Origin of the sequence: Pseudomonas mucidolens, assembly GCF_900106045.1 — a bacterium.
Taxonomy (GTDB): Bacteria; Pseudomonadota; Gammaproteobacteria; order Pseudomonadales; family Pseudomonadaceae; genus Aquipseudomonas; species Aquipseudomonas mucidolens.
On record NZ_LT629802.1, the window covers coordinates 2,884,065 to 2,902,969 of the forward strand.

Consider the following 18,905-nt stretch of genomic DNA (forward strand, 5'->3'; position numbering starts at 1 on the left):
TCGGTTAATCAGCGCCACACATTGTGTGCCCCACTTGCATCGAACTAAGGCTTGACCATGCGGCATCTATTTATCTTTCTGCTGGCGTTGTTCGCTGGATTGGCCCAGGCAGCGCCTGGCAATAATCCTTTCGAGACTAAACCCGATTTCCTTCCAGTGGGTAAAGCCTTTGTCTTTACCTCCGAACGCCTGGCGTCCGGCGAAACCCAGCTGTATTGGCAGATTGCCGATGGCTACTACCTATACCAACAGCGCATGAAGTTCGACGGCCTGGCCCAGAAGCCGGTGTTGCCTGACGGCGAAGCCCATAGCGATGAGTTCTTTGGCGAGCAGCAAGTGTATCGCCAGGGCCTTGAAGTGAAGATTCCCGCGGACGCCACCGGCCAGCTCAAGCTGGGTTGGCAGGGCTGCGCGGATGCGGGACTGTGCTATCCGCCGCAGTCGATCACGGTCGACCTGGGTGGCAATCCGGCCGTCGCCGCCACCGCCCAGGCGCAGGATCAAAGCCTGGCCAGCGGCCTGCAACAACGCAGCCTGGGCTGGAGCCTGCTGGTGTTCTTCGGCCTGGGGCTGCTGCTGGCCTTTGCGCCCTGTTCATTACCGATGCTGCCGATCCTCGCCGGGTTAGTGGTCGGCAGCGGCGCCAGCCCGCGACGCGGCTTTGCCCTGGCCGCCAGCTACGTAGTGTGCATGGCCCTGGTATACGCCAGCCTCGGGGTATTGGCTGCGCTATTGGGCGGCAACCTCGCCGCCTGGTTGCAGACGCCGTGGATCCTCGGCAGTTTCGCCGCGCTGTTTGTGATCCTCGCGTTGCCGATGTTCGGTTTCTTCGAGTTGCAATTGCCGGCGTTCCTGCGTGACCGCCTCGACAATGTGAGCCGCCAGCAAAGCGGTGGCAGCCTGGTCGGCGCCGGCGTACTCGGGGCCCTGTCCGGCCTGCTGGTGGGGCCGTGCATGACCGCGCCACTCGCCGGTGCGCTGCTGTACATCGCCCAAAGCGGCAACGCAGTGCACGGCGGACTGATCCTGTTTGCCATGGGCATCGGTATCGGCGTGCCGCTGTTGTTGCTGGTCACCGTGGGCAATCGCTTCCTGCCCAAGCCAGGCACCTGGATGAATGTGCTCAAGGGCATCTTCGGCTTCCTGTTCCTCGCCACCGCCGTGCTGATGATTCGCCCGGTGGTCGGCGAAAGCCTGTGGCTCGGTCTGTGGGGCGTGCTGGCGCTGGTCATGGCCTATTGCGGCTGGGGCCTGGCGCGTGAATATGGGCTTGCGGCCAAGGTCATCGGCGCAGGTTCCCTGGTGCTCGGGCTGTGGGGCGTCGTCTTGGTGGTGGGTGCGGCCGGTGGCAGCGATGATCTGTGGCAACCGTTGAAGGTCTACAGCGGATCGCAGATCAGCAGCGCCCCCACCGCCCACGATGCGTTCCTCACCCTCAATGACCCGACGCAGTTGCAAAGCCAGCTCGACAGCGCCAAGGCCCAGGGCCAATGGGTGTTGCTGGACTACTACGCTGACTGGTGCGTGTCCTGCAAGATCATGGAAAAACAGGTGTTCGGCAAACCTGAAGTGATGGACGCGCTCAAGGACGTGCGCCTGCTGCGCCTGGACGTCACCGCCGACAATGCAGCCAGCCGTGAATTGCTGGGGCGCTACAAGGTGCCGGGCCCACCGAGCTTCGTCTGGATCGGTCCGGACGGTGAGGAACGCCGCGCCCAACGCATCACCGGTGAAGTGGACGCCGAGGCCTTCCTGCAACGCTGGACCCAGACCCGGGACGCCCTCTGATGCTGACGCTGACCATTGGCACCTTTGCCATTGCACTGAACCACTTGCTGCTGATCAGCGCACTGATCCTCGCCACGCTGGTGGGCTGGCGAGTGGCCAAGCGCGGCGGCGAGAACCCCGAATCGGTGCTGTTCAGCCTGTTTCTGCTGGGCATGCTCAGTGCGCGGATCAGCTTCGTCTTGATGTATTGGGCCTATTACCGCGACGACCCACTGCAAATCGTCGACCTGCGCGACGGCGGTTTCCTTGCCTGGCCCGGCGTCATCGCACTGCTGCTCGGTGCGACGCTTTGGGGCTGGCGTCGCCCGCCCCTGCGCAAGCCGTTGAGTGCAGGTGTCATCTCGGGCCTGGCCTTCTGGGCGATGGCCAGCTTTTCCTTGAATATCTACGAAAAAGGCACGCGCCTGCCGGAGATAACCCTGCGCACTGCCAGTGGCGAAACCGTACAACTGACTGACTACCAAGGCGGTCCCTTGGTGATCAACCTGTGGGCCACTTGGTGCCCGCCGTGCCGACGCGAAATGCCGGTACTGGAAAACGCTCAGAAACAGCGGCCCGACGTGACCTTTCTGTTCGTCAACCAGGCTGAAAGCATGCAAAGCGTCAGCACCTACCTGGCGACCCAGGGCCTGAACCTGGACAACGTGTTGTTCGATGCCAGCGGCCGCCTCGGCCAAGCCGTCGGTTCGATGGCCTTGCCCACCACCCTCTTCTATCAAGCCGATGGACGCCTGATCAACAGCCACCTCGGTGAGTTATCCCAGGCCAGCCTGGCCCGCGCCATGGAATATTTCGACCCCACGGACACAACCGCTGCCAAGCCAGCCTCCACAAGGAAACCGTTATGCCCCGCCTCCGCCACCTGCTGACCCTGTTGCCGCTGACCCTGGCCGCCACCCTCGTTCACGCCGAAGAATGGCCTGCGCCGATCCAACAGATCGAAGCCAAGGGCGCCAAGATCATCGGCAGCTTCGATGCTCCCGGCGGCCTCAAGGGCTACGCAGCGCAATACCAGAACCGCGGCATGGCGCTGTACCTGACCGCCGACGGCCAGCACGTCATCGCCGGCAATCTGTACGACGCCAAGGGCAATGATCTGAGCAGCGCGCCCCTGGAAAAACTGGTCTACGCGCCAATGGCCAAGGAAGTCTGGGCCAAGATGGAACAGAGCAGCTGGATCCAGGACGGCGACAAACAGGCTCCGCGCACCGTCTACCTGTTCAGCGACCCTAATTGCCCGTACTGCAACATGTTCTGGGAACAGGCACGACCATGGGTGAAAGCCGGCAAGGTGCAGCTGCGACACATCATGGTCGGGATTATTCGCGAAGACAGCCCCGGCAAATCGGCGGCGCTGCTGGCCAGCAAAGACCCGGCAAAGGCCTTGCAAGAACATGAGTCCGCCGGTAAAGGCAGCCAATTGAAAGCACTGAGCACAATTCCCGCCGAGATCCAGGCCAAACTCGCAGCCAACATGAAGTTGATGGACGAGTTGGAGTTGTCCGCCACGCCAGCGATCTTCTACCTGGATGACAAGGGCCAATTGCAGCAACAACAAGGCGCGCCTTCGCCGGATAAGTTGGTGAAAATTCTCGGGGCGAAGTAACGCCGTTCACTTGTAGGCGCGAGGGTCACGCCTGGTGCTTGCTTGCGCCTACAAGTGCTCGGTACTACGTTATAAACCCTCCAGTTCCGCCATCAGATCGCTCAACCGATCCACCGTCCCGGCGCTGAGCTCGTTGGCCACCAGCCCGTCGATATACCCCGCCAACGCCTCCACCGTGCTGCACTCGAACATCGCCCGTAGCGGCACATCCCGTTGCAAGGTTTTCTGCACTCGCGAGGCAATCTGCGTAGCCAGTAACGAATGTCCGCCCAGTTCGAAGAAGTTGTCCCTGACCCCGACCCGCTCAACCTTCAGCACTTCGGCCCAGATCGCGGCGAGCGTCTGCTCCAGCTCATTGCGCGGTGCCAGATAGTCCTGGCTGTGCAACTGGCCGATTTCAAGAGTCGGCAAGGCCTTGCGGTCGAGTTTGCCGTTGGCGTTCAGCGGCAGGCGCTCAAGCCACAACCAATGCAACGGCACCATATACTCCGGCAGCTCGGCCCGCAGGCGTTGCTTGATATGGTCCAGGCATTGCGCGAAATTGAGGACCGCCTCGGTGGCCACCAGATAACCCACCAAGTGCTTGCCGTTGACGCCGTCCTGCACGCCGACCGCGGCATCGCGGATTTGCGCTTGCTCGTGCAGACGGGCTTCGATTTCGCCCAATTCGATTCGATAGCCGCGAATTTTCACCTGATGGTCGATACGCCCCACGTACTCCAGCACGCCATCGCGGCGGCGACGCGCAAGGTCGCCCGTGCGGTACAAACGCGCTCCGGCTGCGCCGAACGGGTCCGGCACGAACACCTGGGCAGTGCGCAACGGATCACTGACGTAACCGCGTCCCACACCGATGCCGGCCACGCACAGTTCGCCCACCGCGCCTTGCGGCACCAGTTCCAACGCATCATCGAGCAGGTACAAACGGTTGTTGTCGGTGGGCGTGCCGATGGGCAAGTAAGTACCACGGGTCGATGCCTGGTCGATGCGGAAGAACGCCACGTCGTCGGAGCATTCCGCCGGGCCATACGCATTGACCAAGCCGATGTCCGGGTAACGCGACAGCCATTGGTGCGCCAGTTCCGGCGGCATGGCTTCACCGGTGGGCAGCATCCAGCGCAACCCCTCGAGGCCGATGTGTTCGTTCGCCAACATGCCTTGAATCAGCGACGGCACACTCTCCAGCAGCGTGATGCCCTGGGACCGTACATGTGCCAGCAAGCCTTGCGGATCATGGGCGATACTGTTCGGCACGATATCCACCCGCGCCCCGAACAGCGGCGCGGCGAGGAATTGCCAGACCGAAATATCGAAGCTTTGCGAAGCAGTCTGGGCGATGACGTCCTGCTCGCTCAGGTGCAGGTACGGCAGCTTGCTCAACTGGTTGTTGAGCATCCCGCGCTGTTCGATCATCACGCCCTTCGGCAGGCCGGTGGAACCCGAGGTGTAGATCACATAGGCAAGATTGTCCGGGGCGCTGTAGATCCCGGGATTGGCGTCCGATCCCATTACCTCGTCCCACACCAGTAACGTTGGCCGCCCGGCGCAGGAGAACGCTTCCAGCAGCGCCAGGGCCTGGTCACGACAGGCCTCGGTACACACCAGCAGCGGCGTGCGGCTCAGTTCGATGATCCGGCTCAAACGCTGAGTCGGCAGGCCGGGGTCCAGCGGCAGATAACCAGCGCCGGCCTTGAAACTGCCGATAATCATGCCAAGCAAATCGAGGCCGCGTTCGGCCAGCAAAGCCACCGGCTGATCCAGCCCGACACCCGCCGCGACCAAGGCATGCCCCAGGCCGTTGCCGCGACGGTTCAGTTGGGCATAGGTCCATTGCCGGTCCAGGCAACTGGCGACAATCCGCTGCGGGTGCTCGGCCACCTGAGCTTCAAACAGCTCGACATAGCTGCACTCCAGCGGATACTCACGCGCGCTCTGGTTGCAACCGTGCACCAGGAACTCGCGTTCCTGCTCGCCAATCAGCGGCAGGTCGGCCATGTCGCCATGCAAACCCTGAACCAGTGCCAGCAACAGGCGCTTGAATTCGCCGAGCATGCCTTGCACCGTGCTTTCATCAAAGTAGCGCTGATCATAGGAGAGGTGCAGGCCCAGATCATCGCCGGGATAACACACGGCCGTCAGCGGGAAGTTAGTGTGGGTCCGGCCGGAATCCGAGGTCGCGTTCAGGCTTTGTGCACGGTCCAGCACCGAGACTTCCACCGGGGCATTCTCAAACACGAACAGGCTGTCAAACAGCGGCTGGCCCTTGGGCAGTTCGCTGTGTTCCTGCAGGGTCACCAGCGGCAGGTATTCGTACTCGCGCAGTTGCATATTGCTGTCGAGCAGGCCACTCAGCCAGTGACGCACGCTGCAGGGCTGCCCCTCCTCGGGCAACTTGACCCGAAGAGCGATGCTGTTGATAAACAGACCCACCGTGCGCTGCATCTCGGGCATGTCCACCGGGCGTCCGGCGACGGTGACGCCGAACACCACGTCACGCTCGCCGCTCAAGCGCCGCAGCACCAGCGCCCAGGCCGCCTGGGCGAAGGTATTGACGGTCAACTGGTGCGCCTGCGCCAGTTCACGCAATTGCGCGCCGTCGCGTACATCGAGCCGCGTGTAGCAGTCACCGACCAACATGCCACCGCTGTGACCGGCGTGTTCGCGCAGGAACGGACGGTCGCTGGGGATCGGCGTGGTGCGCTCGAAGCCGCGCAGGTTCTGTTGCCACCACTGCCGCGCCTCGTTCATATTCTGGCGTTGCAGCCAGGCGATGTAATCGCGGTAGCGTGGCGGCGCCGCGAGTTGTGCCTCGCGCCCCTCGCCCAGGGCCATGTAGATGTCGAAGAAATCGTTCATCAACAATGAACGGCACCAGGCATCGATCAGGATGTGGTGATTGCTCATCATGAACCAGTAGCGCGCCGCGCCGACCCGGATCAGGCGCAGGTGGAACGGTGCCTGGTTGAGCAGATCGAAACCGGCCTCGCGCTCGCTTTTGAGCAAGGCTTGCAAACGTGGCTCCTGCTCGTTTTGCGCAATCGTGCTCCAGTCCAGGTATTCGATCGGCGTGCTGCCGGGTTTGTGGATCACCTGCAACATGTCCTCGCCGACATTCCAGCAAAACGACGCGCGCAACGCTTCATGACGGGCGATCACGGTTTTCCAGGCCAGGGCGAAGCGCTCGGGGTCCAGCTCGCTGTTGATGCGATAACGATCTTGCATGTAGTAAAGACCGGTGCCCGGTTCCAGCAGGGTGTGCAACAGCAGGCCTTCCTGCATCGGCGTCAATGGATATACGTCTTCGATGGCGCTGGCCGGCACCGGCAAGGCATCGAGTTGCGGTTGGGTCAGGCGCGCCAGCGGGAAATCCGACGGTGTGAGACCGCCCGCATCATCCCCCAGGCAATGAGCGATCAGGCTCTGCAATTCGTCGAGGTAGGCGTCCGCCAGTTCACTGATGGTCTGGTGATCGTGGCGCTCGCGACTGAAGGTCCAGCGCAGCAGCAGTTCACCGCCGTAGACCTGACTGTCGACGCTCAGCGCGTTAGGCAATGGTGCATCCAGGTCATGCGCCGGGCCTGCGGACTGCTCCAGCGGGTGGAACAAGGCGTCGCGATCAAAACTCTGGTCGAACTGGCCAAGGTAGTTAAACGTGATCGACGCGCTGGGCAGCGCCGCCATGGCCTGGCGGCACTGATCGTCCGCCAGGTAGCGCAGCACGCCGTAGCCCAGGCCCTTATGGGGCACCGCGCGCAGTTGTTCCTTGATGGCCTTGATCGACGCGCCCTGCCCGGCTGCATCCTCGATCCGCACGGGCGTCAGCTGGAGCGGATAGGCGCTGGTAAACCAACCGACGCTGCGTGTCAGGTCAATCTCGTCAAACAGGCTTTCGCGGCCATGAGCTTCCAATTGAATCAACGCCGATGCGTGGCCGCTCCAGCGGCACAGCACACGGGCCAGCGCCGTCAACAGCAGGTCGTTGACCTGGGTGCGATAGGCGCTCGGCGCCTGTTGCAACAGTTGCCGGGTACGATCAGCGTCCAGCCGCACGCTGATCGTTTCGGCATCGCGAACACGCAGCGCACCTTGGGCACGGTCCACCGGCAGTTCAACCTTCGCACCGGCCAATTGCGCCTGCCATACGCTGAGTTCCTCACGCAGGGATTCGCTGCTGGCATAGGCTTGCAAACGCGCCGCCCAGTCGCGCAGGGCGCTGGTCTTGGCCGGTAAGCTGAGCGATTGACCGTCGCTCAATTGACGATAAGCCTGTTGCAGATCCTCCAGCAGCACCCGCCACGACACGCCATCCACCACCAGGTGATGGATCACGATCAACAGGCGTTGCTCGCCCAGCGGCCCGTCCACCAGCAAGGCACGCAACAGCCGGCCCTGCTCCAGATCAAGGCTGCGCTGGGCATCGGCGAAGAGTGCAGCGGACTGCTCCATGTCCGTTACCTGAGCCAGCCATAACACAGCATCTTCCGACACCGGCAAATAATTGGCCTGCCATTGTCCCTCGTGGCGGGTGAAGCTCAGGCGTAACCCATCGTGATGCGCCAATACCGCGAGCAGCGCCTGTTCCAGCCGCCGTGGATCCAGGGCCTGCACCGGCGCCAGCAATAACGCCTGGTTCCAGTGATGACGGGCCGGGATTTCGCTGTCGAAAAACCACTGCTGAATCGGTGTCAGCCTCGAAGGGCCGCTCAGCACGCCTTGCTCGGCGCTGACCTGTTCGCTGCGACGGGCGACCGCCGCCAAGGCCTCCACGGTCTGATGCTGGAACAGGTCGCGGGGGCTGAAATGAATCCCCGCCTGGCGCGCACGGCTGACCACCTGGATCGACAGGATCGAATCGCCGCCAAGTTCAAAGAAGTTGTCGTGCAGACCGACCTGTTGCACGTTGAGCACCGCGCACCAGATGGCCGCCAGGGTTAGTTGCAGTTCGTTGCCCGGCGCCACGAATGGCTGACGATTGGCTTCCGGGTCCGGCTGCGGCAAGGCGCGGCGGTCGAGTTTGCCGTTGGCGGTCAACGGCATACTGTCCAGCACCATCAAGTGAGCAGGCACCATGTAGTCGGGCAATTGCGCTTTCAGATGCGTCTTGAGCGCATCGCGCAAGACCCCGGGATCTGTTTCATCGCTGACCAGATACGCTACCAATTGCTTGCCGCTGGGGGCATCCAGCGCCAACACCACGGCTTCGCGCACCGCCTCGTGTTCCAGCAGACGGGTTTCGATTTCGCCCAGTTCGATACGAAAGCCGCGAATCTTCACCTGCTGGTCGATCCGGCCCAGGTATTCCACCAGGCCATCGGCACGCTGGCGCACCAGGTCGCCGGTGCGGTAAAGCCGCCCGCCGCTGGCAAACGGATCAGCCACAAAGCGCTCCGCCGTCAGCCCCGCACGCTGGTGGTAACCCTGGGCCAGACCGGCGCCGCCGACGTACAGTTCACCGCTCGCGCCTGGTGGCACCAACGCCAGGTCGGCGTCGAGAATATAAGCGACACGAGCCCCGACGATGCTGCCAATCGGCACGCTGCCAGCGCCCTCTTCCAACTGATCCGGAGCCAAGCTGGCCAGCGGCATGACCACGGTTTCGGTCGGGCCGTAGGCGTTGAAAAACACTGCCGGCTGGAACGCCTCGCGAATGCGCTGCAGATGCTCGCCGGTCAAGGCTTCGCCCCCGGTGATGCACATACGCACCGGCAAGGTCTGCTGTCGGGTGGCGAGCCATTGCGCCAACTGGCTGCCGTAACTGGGGGTAAAGCCGAGAATGGTGATGCGATGTCGGCGAATCAGCCCGCACATTTCTTGCGCATCCCATTGGCCCTGGGCCCGCAATACCACCTGCGCCCCGGCGAGCAGCGGCACCAGCAGACGTTCGGTGGCCGCGTCGAAATTGATTGAATAGAAGTGCAGCTCGCAATCGTCGGGGCGCATGCCGAAACGTCGGATCACCGCTTGGCAATGCATGGCGATTTCGCCGTGGGCCACCACCACGCCCTTGGGCTTGCCGGTGGAGCCGGAGGTGTAGATCAAGTACGCCTGATGCTGCGCATCGCTGATAAACGGCGGCTCACTGGCCGGATAATCCGCCAGCGCCGGCCCGTCCTCTTCCAGGCACCAACGGCTCACGTCAAGCGGCAAGTCACCCAGGGCGTCGAACATTGCCCGGTCACTGAGCAACAGGCGGATGCCGCTGTCCTCGATCATGTAGCGCAGACGCTCCAGCGGGTATTCCGGGTCCAGCGGTACATAGGCGCCACCCGCCTTGAGAATCGCCAGCAAACCAACGACCATTTCCAACGAGCGGGGCAATGCCAGGCCGACACGCACCTGCGGTCCAACCCCACATTCACGCAGTTTCCAGGCCAGGCGGTTGACGCGGCTGTTCAGCTCACCATAGCTCAGGGTCAGATCGCCGAAGGTCAGCGCCGGCGCATCGGCACGGGCCAGGACCTGTGCGTTGAATAGCTGATGAATGCACTGGTCGAGACGCTGCTCGCCCGCCTCGGCCCGAAGACTGTCTTGCAGTGCTCGTTGTTCACCCGCCGCCAGCAGCGGCAGTTCACTCAAGCGTTGCTGTGGATCGGCGATCAGTGCTTGCAGCAAGTTGCGCCAATGGCCTGCCATGCGCGCAATGCGCGGTTCGTCGAACAGATCGGTGCTGTATGTCAGGCAGCAACCCAACCGATGATCAAGGTCGGTGACTTCCAGGTTGAGGTCGAACTTAGTCGCGCGGGCGTCGTTGGCCAGGTACTCGACGCTCATGCCGGCAAGCTGACGGCGTTGCTGGAACTCCCAGCGCTGCACGTTGCACATCACCTGGAACAGCGGGTTGTAAGCGGCGCTGCGCGGCGGTTGCAGGGCCTCCACCAGATGATCGAAGGGCAAATCCTGATGCGACTGGCCTTCGATCACGGTGTGACGGACCTGCTCGAACAATTCACCGACACGCATCTGACCGTCAAGCCGGCAACGCAGGACCTGAGTGTTGAGAAACGCACCGATCAGCCCTTCACTTTCCGGGCGAATACGGTTGGCCACCGGTGCGCCAATGCGCACGTCGGTCTGGCCGCTGTAGCGGTAGAGCAACACCGCCAGGGTCGCGGTCATGGTCATGAACAACGTCAGACCACGCTCGGCATTGAACGCACGTACGCGGGTAGCGAGTTCATCGCTCAGGTCAAAGCGATACAACCCGCCCTGATGGCTTTGCACTGCCGGGCGCGGACGGTCACTTGGCAATTCGAGCAAAGGATGTTCGCTGCCCAGTTGCGCGAGCCAGTAATCCAGCTGGCGTTGACGCTCGCCGGACTCCAGCCACTGGCGCTGCCACACGCTGTAATCCAGATACTGCACCGGCAACGGGGCCAGGGGCGAGTCGCGCTCGTCGATAAAGGCTTCGTACAACGCGCTGAGTTCACGGGCAAAGATGTCCATGGCCCAACCTTCGGTGACGATGTGGTGCAGGGTCAGCACCAGGTAATGTTCCTGTTCACCAGCCTTGACCAGGCAAGCACGCAGCAATGGGCCGGTTTCCAGGTTGAACGGGGTGTGAGCTTCGCGGTCGGCCAACTGCTGCAAGCGTTGCTGCCGAGCGGCGCCGTCCAGGGCGGAAAAATCCTCCCAGTCCATGCGGACGCCGGATTGCGCGGCGACCTGCTGCCGCGCCACGCCATCGACGCTCGGGAACGTGGTACGCAGGGTTTCATGGCGCATGATCAAGGCTTGCAATGCCGCCTCAAAGCGCCCGATATCCAGGACACCGCGCAGTCGCGCCATGCCGCCGACGTTATAGGCCGGGCTGTCCGGTTCCAGCTGCCAGAGGAACCACATGCGCTGCTGCGAATAGGACAGCGGCACCGGCTGACTGCGGTCGACCGTGCCAATCAGGCTTTGCTGGTTACGTTGCCCGCCAGCCTGAATCAGTCGCACCTGCTCAGCAAAATCAGCCAGTTCGCTGGCCTCAAACAAGGTGCGCAACGGCAGCTCGACGTCACAGGCCTGACGCGTGCGCGAGATAATCTGCGTGGCCAGCAGCGAGTGACCGCCCAGCGCGAAGAAATCGTCACGCAGACCAATGCGCGCAAGGCCCAACACGTCGCGCCAGATTCCGGCAATCTGCTGTTGCAGGGCAGTTTGCGGCTCGACATGTTCACGCACCTGCCACACCGGCTCCGGCAAGGCACGGCGATCCAGCTTGCCGCTGGGACTCAGGGGCATCACGTCCAGGCGTATCAACTGCGCGGGGACCATGTACTCCGGTAACTCGGTGGCCAGGGTGGCTTGTATGCTCTGTTCGTCCAACTCGCCACAGGCGCTGTAATACCCGATCAACTGCGCACCGACGGCGGTTTCGCGCACCAGCACCACGGCTTGGGCGATACCCGCCTGGGCCAGCAAGCGCGCTTCGATTTCCTCCGGTTCAACCCGAAAACCGCGCAACTTGACCTGCTGATCCAGGCGCCCCAGATACTCCAGTACACCGTCAGCCCCCCAGCGCACGCGGTCACCCGTGCGGTACAGACGTGTACCCGCCGCGCCCGACGGGTCGGCGACAAAACGCTCCGCGGTCAGCGCGGCACGCCCCAGATAGCCCCGCGCCAACCCTGTCCCGCCGATACACAGTTCACCGGGCACGCCGCTGGGCAGCGGATTGAGCTGCTCGTCCAGCACCCGGCAAATCACGTTGCCCAACGGCCGGCCAATCGGCGAGCGCTCGCCGTCTTTGTGACGGCATTGCCAATGGGTGACGTTGATCGCGGTTTCGGTCGGGCCATAACGGTTATGCAACTGTACCGCCGGCAGCCGCGCCAACACACGATTGCGCAACTCGGCGGGCAAGGCTTCACCGCCCGAGAACAGGCGACGCAGGCTGGTGCATTCGGCAACCAGCGGCTCTTCGATAAACAGCTGCAGCAGCGGCGGCACAAAGTGCAGCGTGGTCACAGCGTGTTCCTGCACCAGACGTGCAATGCGATGCGGATCGCGATGCTCGCCAGGGCCAGCCAGGACCAGGCGACAACCGGTGATCAGCGGCCAGAAACATTCCCACACCGACACGTCGAAACTGATCGGGGCCTTTTGCAGCAGCACATCGGTCTCATCCAGTTGATAGGTGGCCTGCATCCACTGCAAACGTTCCGCCAATGCCGCATGGGTATTGCCCACGCCCTTGGGTTGGCCGGTGGAGCCAGAGGTGTAGATCACGTAGGCGAGATTGTCGCCATTGAGGTGCAGGCCCGGCGCTTGAGTGGGCCAGTTATCGAGTTTGAGGCTGTCCATGGCAATCACGCAGACGCCTTCGGCAACCGGCAGTTGCTCCAGCAACGAAGACTGCGTCAACAGCAAGTGCGCGCCGCTGTCCTTAAGCATGTATGCCAGGCGTTCACGCGGGTAATCCGGGTCCAGCGGCACGTAGGCACCGCCCGCCTTGAGGATCGCCAACAAACCGATCACCAGTTGCGGTGAACGCTCGGCGGCGATGGCTACGCACACATCGGGGCCGACGCCCTTGTCCCGCAGATAATGCGCCAGGCGGTTGGCCTGGCTGTGCAGTTGCGCATAGGTCAAGCTGCCGTCCTGCCAGACCAGCGCGGTGCGCTCGCAGGTCTGCCGGTTGAGCTGCTCCGGCAACCAGGCTTGCGCGGGCTGGCACGCTGCTTGACCCCATTGGCGTTGCTGGGCCTGCTCATCGGCATTCAGCAGGTTCACATCACCAATGGCCTGTTGCGGTTGTGCGCAGATAGCCTGCAGCAGGTTGACCAAGTGCTGGGCCATACGCTCGATCGAAGCAGCGTCGAACAGTTCATCGGCGTAGTCGAAGGACAGGCTCAAGCGTCCGTTGCGATCTTCTTCGCTGTGCAGCTGCAGGTCGAATTTGGCTTCACGGCTGTGCCACGGCAGCTCGTCCGCGAGCAAACCGGGCAAGCGGCGCAAGGCGCCGAGGTCACGCTGCTGGTGGTTGAACATGACCTGGAACAAGCCGTGCTCACGGGCGCTCGGCAAAGCTTCCAGCAGTTGCTCAAATGGCAGGTCCTGATGCGCTTGCGCATCCAACGCGGCCTGACGGGTCGCCGCCAGCAATTGACTGAACGGCAGGCGTGCGCCCAGCTCAGCGCGCATCACCAACGTATTGATAAAGAAGCCGATCAGGCCCTGGATTTCATGGCGTGGACGGTTGGCGTTGGGCACGCCGACACGGATCTCACGCTGGCCGCTGTAGCGATGCAGCAAGCTTTGGAACGCCGCCAGCAACAGCATGAACGGCGTGCTTTCATGGGCCTGGGCGGTCTGGCGAATGGCTTCTCCCAAGCTCGCGTCCAGACGCACGCTGTAACGCGACGCACTGCGCCGTTGCTGGACCGAACGTGGATGATCGGTGGCCAGACTCAAAACCGGATGTTCGTCACCCAACTGCTGCGTCCAGTAGGCCAACTGGCGCTGCCCCTCGCCTTCGGCCAGCCATTGGCGCTGCCAACTGGCGTAGTCGGCGTACTGCAGGGTCAGCGCCGGTAATGCAACGCTCTGACCTTGGGCAGCCGCTGCGTAAAGGCGCGAAAATTCGTCGATCAGCACATTCAGCGACCAACCGTCGGCGATGATGTGGTGCATCGTCACCAGCAGTTGGTGCTCATCCTCGTTCAGGCGCAGCAAGGTGACCCTGAACAGCGGCCCTTTTTCCAGATCGAAGCCGGTGCGGGCCTGGTCTTCACGCAGTTGTCGGGCACGGGCTTCGCGCTCGTTCTCAGGCAAATCGCCAAGGTCGATGACTTGCAGATCAACCTTCCGCTGAGCATCCACGCGCTGGAAGGCCTGGCCATCACGCTCATAGAAGCGCGTGCGCAGGGCTTCATGACGTTGGACCAACTGCTGAAAGCTGCTACGCACAGCCTCTTCATCAAGCTCGCCGCGCAGGCGCAACGCGCCGGGAATGGTGTAGGCACTGCTCCGTGGGTCGAGTTGCCAGGTAATCCACAGACGGTTTTGGGCCAGGGACTGCGGCAGATCCTCCTGGCGCGAGAGCGTCTGGATCGAGCCCTGGACCACACCGCCGGCCTCCTGCAATTGCTCGACACAGGCGGCGAACGCAGCGAGTGTCGGAGCCTCGAACAACAGGCGCAGATTGAGTTCCAGGCCCAGGGTTTCGCGCAGGCGGGCAACCACTTGGGTGGCGCTGATGGAGTTGCCACCCAGCAGGAAGAAGTGATCGTCAGCGGCCACGCTCGCCAACTGCAACTGTTCGCACCAGATCGCGGCGATCCGGCTTTGCAGTTCGCCCACCAGCGCAGCGGCATCAGCCTGCACGTTCAACTCAGGGAACTGTGCGTAGCTGTCGAGGCTGCCATCGGCCAACCGCTTGCGGCAAGCCGAACGCTGGACCTTGCCACTGGAGGTTTTCGGCAACGCGCCGGGGTTGAGCAACACCACCACGCTCGGCGCTTCTTGATAGGCCTCGGCCACGGCTTGGCGAATGGCTCTGACCAGGGCTTCGGGCGGCAGGATTTTCTGTACGCTGCGGCTGATTTCCGCCGCAATGCCGATGCCTTCCAAGCCTTGGTCGTTAACCGCGAACGCCGCGACCCGACCCTTGCGCACCGCCTCGACTTGACGCTCGATGGTTTGCTCGAGGTCCTGTGGATAGAGGTTGTGGCCCCGTACGATCAGCAAGTCTTTCAAGCGCCCGGTGATAAACACCTCACCCTGGCGGATAAACCCCAGGTCACCGGTGCGCAGCCAAGTGCGGCCCTGATGCTGGACGAACGTGGTGGCACTCGCTTCGGGATTGCGCCAGTAACCCTGGGCGATACTCGGCCCGCTGGCCCAGATCTCACCGACGGTGCTGTCCGCCAATTCGCTGAGCGTCTGGGGATCGGCAATCAGCACCGCGTGCTCGGGCTGGCTGGTGCCGCAACTCATGATCGCGCGGCCCTGCCCTGGCTCGGCACGGTTGGCGGCCAAGGCTTGATCATCCAGGCGCAAGGCCGGGATGCCTTGGCCGCGCTGCCCTCCGGCAACAAACAAGGTCGCTTCGGCCAAGCCGTAGGAGGCGAAGAAATTCTCGGCCGTGAAACCGCAGGTGGCAAACTTCTCGGCGAAGCGTTCCAGGGTGTCCAGACGAATCGGTTCAGAACCGGAATAAGCTACGCGCCAATGGCTCAAGTCCAGGCGCTCCAAGGCCGCGTCACTGATCCGCTCGCTGCACAGACGGTAAGCGAAATCCGGCCCGCCACTGATGGTGCCGCCGTATTGGCTGATCGCTTCCAGCCAGCGCAATGGCCGGGCGAGGAAATACGCCGGCGACATCAACACACAAGGCACACCACTGAAAATCGGCTGCAACAAGCCGCCGATCAGTCCCATGTCGTGGTACAGCGGCAGCCAGCTGACGATCACGTCATCGGGGTTCAGGTCGATACCAAAACCACGACGGATCAGCAATTCGTTGGCCACCAGGTTGCCGTGGCTGACTTGCACACCTTTGGGCAAGGCGGTGGAACCGGAGGTGTATTGCAGGAAGGCAATATCATCGTCCTGCAGGTTCGGGGCGAGCCAGCTTTCTGCAATCGCGCTATTCAGGTCGTCGACACACAGCAACGGCGGCGCTTCATCGATCTGTGCCAGCGCGTCACGCAAGCTCGTACTGGTCAGCAACAGCCGCGGTTCGGCATCGGCGATGATCGACAGCAACCGTTCCTGATGATGGCGCCGGCTGGACTCCGGCGGATAGGCCGGCACCGCGATCACGCCCGCATACAGGCAACCGAAAAATGCCGCGACGTAATCCGGACCGCTCGGAAACAACAGCACAGCGCGGTCGCCCGACTCAGCCGAAGCCTGCAAGGCGGCAGCGATGGTACGGGCACGCAGGTCCAGCTCGCGATAGCTGAGCACGACGCTTTGCTCGACAGATTCGGCCAAAAAGCGCAGCGCCACTTGATCCGGGGTCTGCGCAGCACGCTGTTGCAGAGACTGGACCAGCGTGCGGGGAAGTTCGAAGGCGTCCATCATGAAGGGTTCCTGCCTGAAATCGGCTTACGGGGAAATCGGGGATAGAAGACGAAGGCGCGCAGGCGACGAACTGATCAGCCGGTCGCTCGCGGTTGCGGCAAGCCTCGCTCGCGCAAGACGTGGACCAGTTCGAATGCCCACAAACCACCCAGGTTGTGACCGAACAAGGCATGTGGGGCGCCCAGCTCGGCGCTGATTTCGCGATAGAAACCCATGTCGCCCTCCTCCGGGTGCAAATCCTTGGCCGGCAGCTAGCCCGGCCTGTCACCAATGAAAACGGATGGCACCGGCAAATAATTAGTCGCCCGATAGGAGCCTGAGCACAAAGCGACCTGTCTCACAGTTCGCATTCAGACATAAGATTAGTTCGCCTTCTCATTTGACAATAATTATCATTAAGAATAATTTGTTGCCCGATGTGTAGGAGGTCGCAGCACGGATGCCCTCCACTAACCTTATTTGCAGCAAGGTGATTTCCATGACGGAACAAGTCTCCACAAGCAGGTGCGACTCGCCACTCCTCCAGGCTTTCGTTGATAACCGGCTGATCCTGGTCAAGATCGCGGCACGCATTACCGGCTGCCGCTCCCGCGCCGAAGACGTGGTGCAAGACGCCTACTTCAGACTGCAATCAGCACCGCAGATCACCTCCTCGTTCAAGGCACAACTCAGTTATCTGTTCCAGATCGTGCGTAACCTGGCCATCGACCACTACCGCAAGCAGGCGCTTGAGCTGAAGTACTCCGGGACCGAGGAGGAAGGTTTGAATGTAGTCATTCACGGCGCATCACCTGAAACCTCGCATATCAACTTTTCCACCCTGGAAAACATCGCCGACGCGCTGACCGAACTGCCCCAACGAACCCGCTATGCGTTTGAGATGTACCGTTTGCACGGTGTACCGCAGAAGGACATCGCCAAGGAACTGGGGGTTTCGCCGACCCTGGTGAACTTCATGATTCGCGATGCGCTGGTGCACTGCCGCAAGGTTTCCGGGACGCACAGCGATACCTTTGCGCGGCGCGTTTGAGCACGCGCGCGGTACAGCAGAGTTGTTGGGGAGTGAGCCGAGGTTAAAGATGCGGGGGTGGCAGTTAGATAATTGGCAGGTTTGGAAACCGCCCCTCACCCTAACCCTCTCCCCAAAGGAGAGAGGGGACTGACTGAAGTGTGCTGAGAAAATGGGCGACCTGAACAACCGTTTTGATTATGGATTCAACGCCGATCTGTCAGGTCGCCGTAAACCGCCGATATCCCCCGATCAGTCCCCTCTCCCTCCGGGAGAGGGTTAAGGTGAGGGGCGCTTTCCAAACCTGCCAATTATCTTACGGCCAACGCCGCCTTTTTTAAGCTCGACAGCTCCCACAAGGATTTCACCCGCTGGCAGATCTTCAGCTCTCGACAGCTCGGTATCAGCCAAATGCGACTTTTTTTCAAAGACCCTGGAAAGACTGGCGCTTACAGGCCCCCTCACACCAACCCGCACCGATCAAAAAAGCGTTCGCGCCCAAGCACCATCAACGCCGCACGCTTGTGGGGGAAATCGAACTCTTTCTCGCAGTGAAAGCACTGATTCTGCATGTAGCGGATCATTTTGGCGTTATCGGCACGCGGCTCGGCCACCACGCGCTGGGTGCGCGGGTCGTCGAGAAACAGATAGTGCGCCAGCGCCGCCAACCAGCTGGCGACCTTGTGCGGTCCCCGGTGATGTTCCTCTCCAACCAACATGTGAATGCCTCGGTCATAATCCGCCACGTCATAGAACGGTGCGATCCGATCTTCCTTGGCCCAATAGGCCTCGAAGTAGGCAAACGGTTCATCATCGAAACAACCGATCAGAGTCAGGCAATGCGGGTCGGCGTCGAGCCTCTCCAGGTATTCACGGTGCTGTTCCAGACTGCCGCTTTCCTGCCAGAAATTCGCCACGCGGGCGCTGTTCTGCCAGCGATTGAAACGGGCCAGATCAACCTCCACCTCAAGCGTGCGCAATGACACCCAGGCACCCAGGCGCGCGTCAAAACGGCGATAGACTTCGCCACGCGGCTTGGGCGCGCGAACGGGATGACGTTTGCCGGCGCTGACGATCATCTGTTGCGGGTAGCCGTTGTTGCAGGGTTGGCCCAGCCAGGGCTGCGGCAATTGCCAGAACAGCGTGCGCTCGCTGCGGAACTGGCCAGCAACGTCAGTCGCGACCAGCAAGCCGCTGCGCAGTGCATCGTCAGGCGCGTGCTCGAGATGCCAGGTCAGTTGCTGGCGCTCGGGCTGCCGGGCGAACAGCCAATAACAGGCTGCCCACACGGCACGCGCAGCCGGCACCTCACCCGGCGTGAGCAAGTGCAGTTGCAACGTATCGCCGTGTTCCAGGTGTAGACGTAACAGCGGCTGACCCGCAAGGGTCAGGGTCAGGCGGTTGTCGCTTTCATCGGCGTTCAGGGCGGGCCCCGTCGGCAGCGGCAGGACGGACAAAGCGTTGAGATTGGGCATGAAGGGGGCTCAC

At 62.2% G+C, this 18,905-nt stretch carries 6 protein-coding genes and 1 pseudogene; 4 read left to right on the plus strand and 3 right to left on the minus strand.

The genetic code is table 11. From position 1 onward, the window contains the following. Positions 1-57 precede the first annotated feature (57 nt). Genes dsbD through dsbG form a run of 3 tightly spaced genes read left to right on the plus strand, consistent with a single transcriptional unit; the run spans position 58 to position 3,394 of the window. A complete protein-coding gene (gene dsbD / locus BLU75_RS13305; RefSeq protein WP_084378243.1) occupies positions 58-1,788 on the plus strand; it encodes a protein-disulfide reductase DsbD in 1,731 nt (576 codons plus the stop codon). Continuing rightward, on the plus strand, positions 1,788-2,657 hold the full coding sequence (locus tag BLU75_RS13310; protein WP_084378242.1) for a TlpA disulfide reductase family protein: 870 nt from the start codon (positions 1,788-1,790) through the stop codon (positions 2,655-2,657). The genes dsbD and BLU75_RS13310 overlap by 1 nt, the downstream gene beginning before the upstream one ends. Further along, positions 2,633-3,394 (plus strand): thiol:disulfide interchange protein DsbG, encoded by a 762-nt coding sequence (dsbG, locus tag BLU75_RS13315; protein WP_084378241.1) that lies wholly within the window; start codon positions 2,633-2,635, stop codon positions 3,392-3,394. The genes BLU75_RS13310 and dsbG overlap by 25 nt, the downstream gene beginning before the upstream one ends. A 69-nt stretch (positions 3,395-3,463) precedes the next feature. Here the strand turns inward: dsbG and BLU75_RS13320 are convergent, their stop codons facing one another. Together BLU75_RS13320 and BLU75_RS27275 are read right to left on the minus strand one after the other, a co-directional pair. After that, entirely contained in the window at positions 3,464-16,408 is a 12,945-nt protein-coding gene (locus BLU75_RS13320) for a non-ribosomal peptide synthetase (protein WP_084378240.1), read from the minus strand. An 83-nt stretch (positions 16,409-16,491) separates the two neighbouring features. Further along, positions 16,492-16,608, minus strand: a pseudogene (locus BLU75_RS27275) (thioesterase); the annotation flags it as partial. A gap of 278 nt (positions 16,609-16,886) precedes the next feature. Between BLU75_RS27275 and BLU75_RS13325 the strand changes: the two are divergent. After that, positions 16,887-17,438, plus strand: a complete 552-nt coding sequence (locus BLU75_RS13325; protein WP_029298131.1) for an RNA polymerase factor sigma-70 — start codon at positions 16,887-16,889, stop codon at positions 17,436-17,438. A gap of 440 nt (positions 17,439-17,878) precedes the next feature. Here the strand turns inward: BLU75_RS13325 and BLU75_RS13330 are convergent, their stop codons facing one another. After that, positions 17,879-18,892 carry a GNAT family N-acetyltransferase gene (locus tag BLU75_RS13330; protein ID WP_084378239.1) on the minus strand — a complete coding sequence of 338 codons (1,014 nt, stop codon included), beginning with the start codon at positions 18,890-18,892 and terminating at the stop codon, positions 17,879-17,881. Between the last annotated feature and the right edge of the window lie 13 nt (positions 18,893-18,905).

Excerpts from the sequence above, each read along its gene's own strand:
- dsbD (WP_084378243.1), top strand. The coding sequence starts at position 58 with ATGCGGCATCTATTTATCTTTCTGCTGGCGTTGTTCGCTGGATTGGCC.
- BLU75_RS13310 (WP_084378242.1), top strand. The coding sequence starts at position 1,788 with ATGCTGACGCTGACCATTGGCACCTTTGCCATTGCACTGAACCACTTG.
- dsbG (WP_084378241.1), top strand. The coding sequence starts at position 2,633 with ATGCCCCGCCTCCGCCACCTGCTGACCCTGTTGCCGCTGACCCTGGCC.
- BLU75_RS13320 (WP_084378240.1), bottom strand. The coding sequence starts at position 16,408 with ATGATGGACGCCTTCGAACTTCCCCGCACGCTGGTCCAGTCTCTGCAA.
- BLU75_RS13325 (WP_029298131.1), top strand. The coding sequence starts at position 16,887 with ATGACGGAACAAGTCTCCACAAGCAGGTGCGACTCGCCACTCCTCCAG.
- BLU75_RS13330 (WP_084378239.1), bottom strand. The coding sequence starts at position 18,892 with ATGCCCAATCTCAACGCTTTGTCCGTCCTGCCGCTGCCGACGGGGCCC.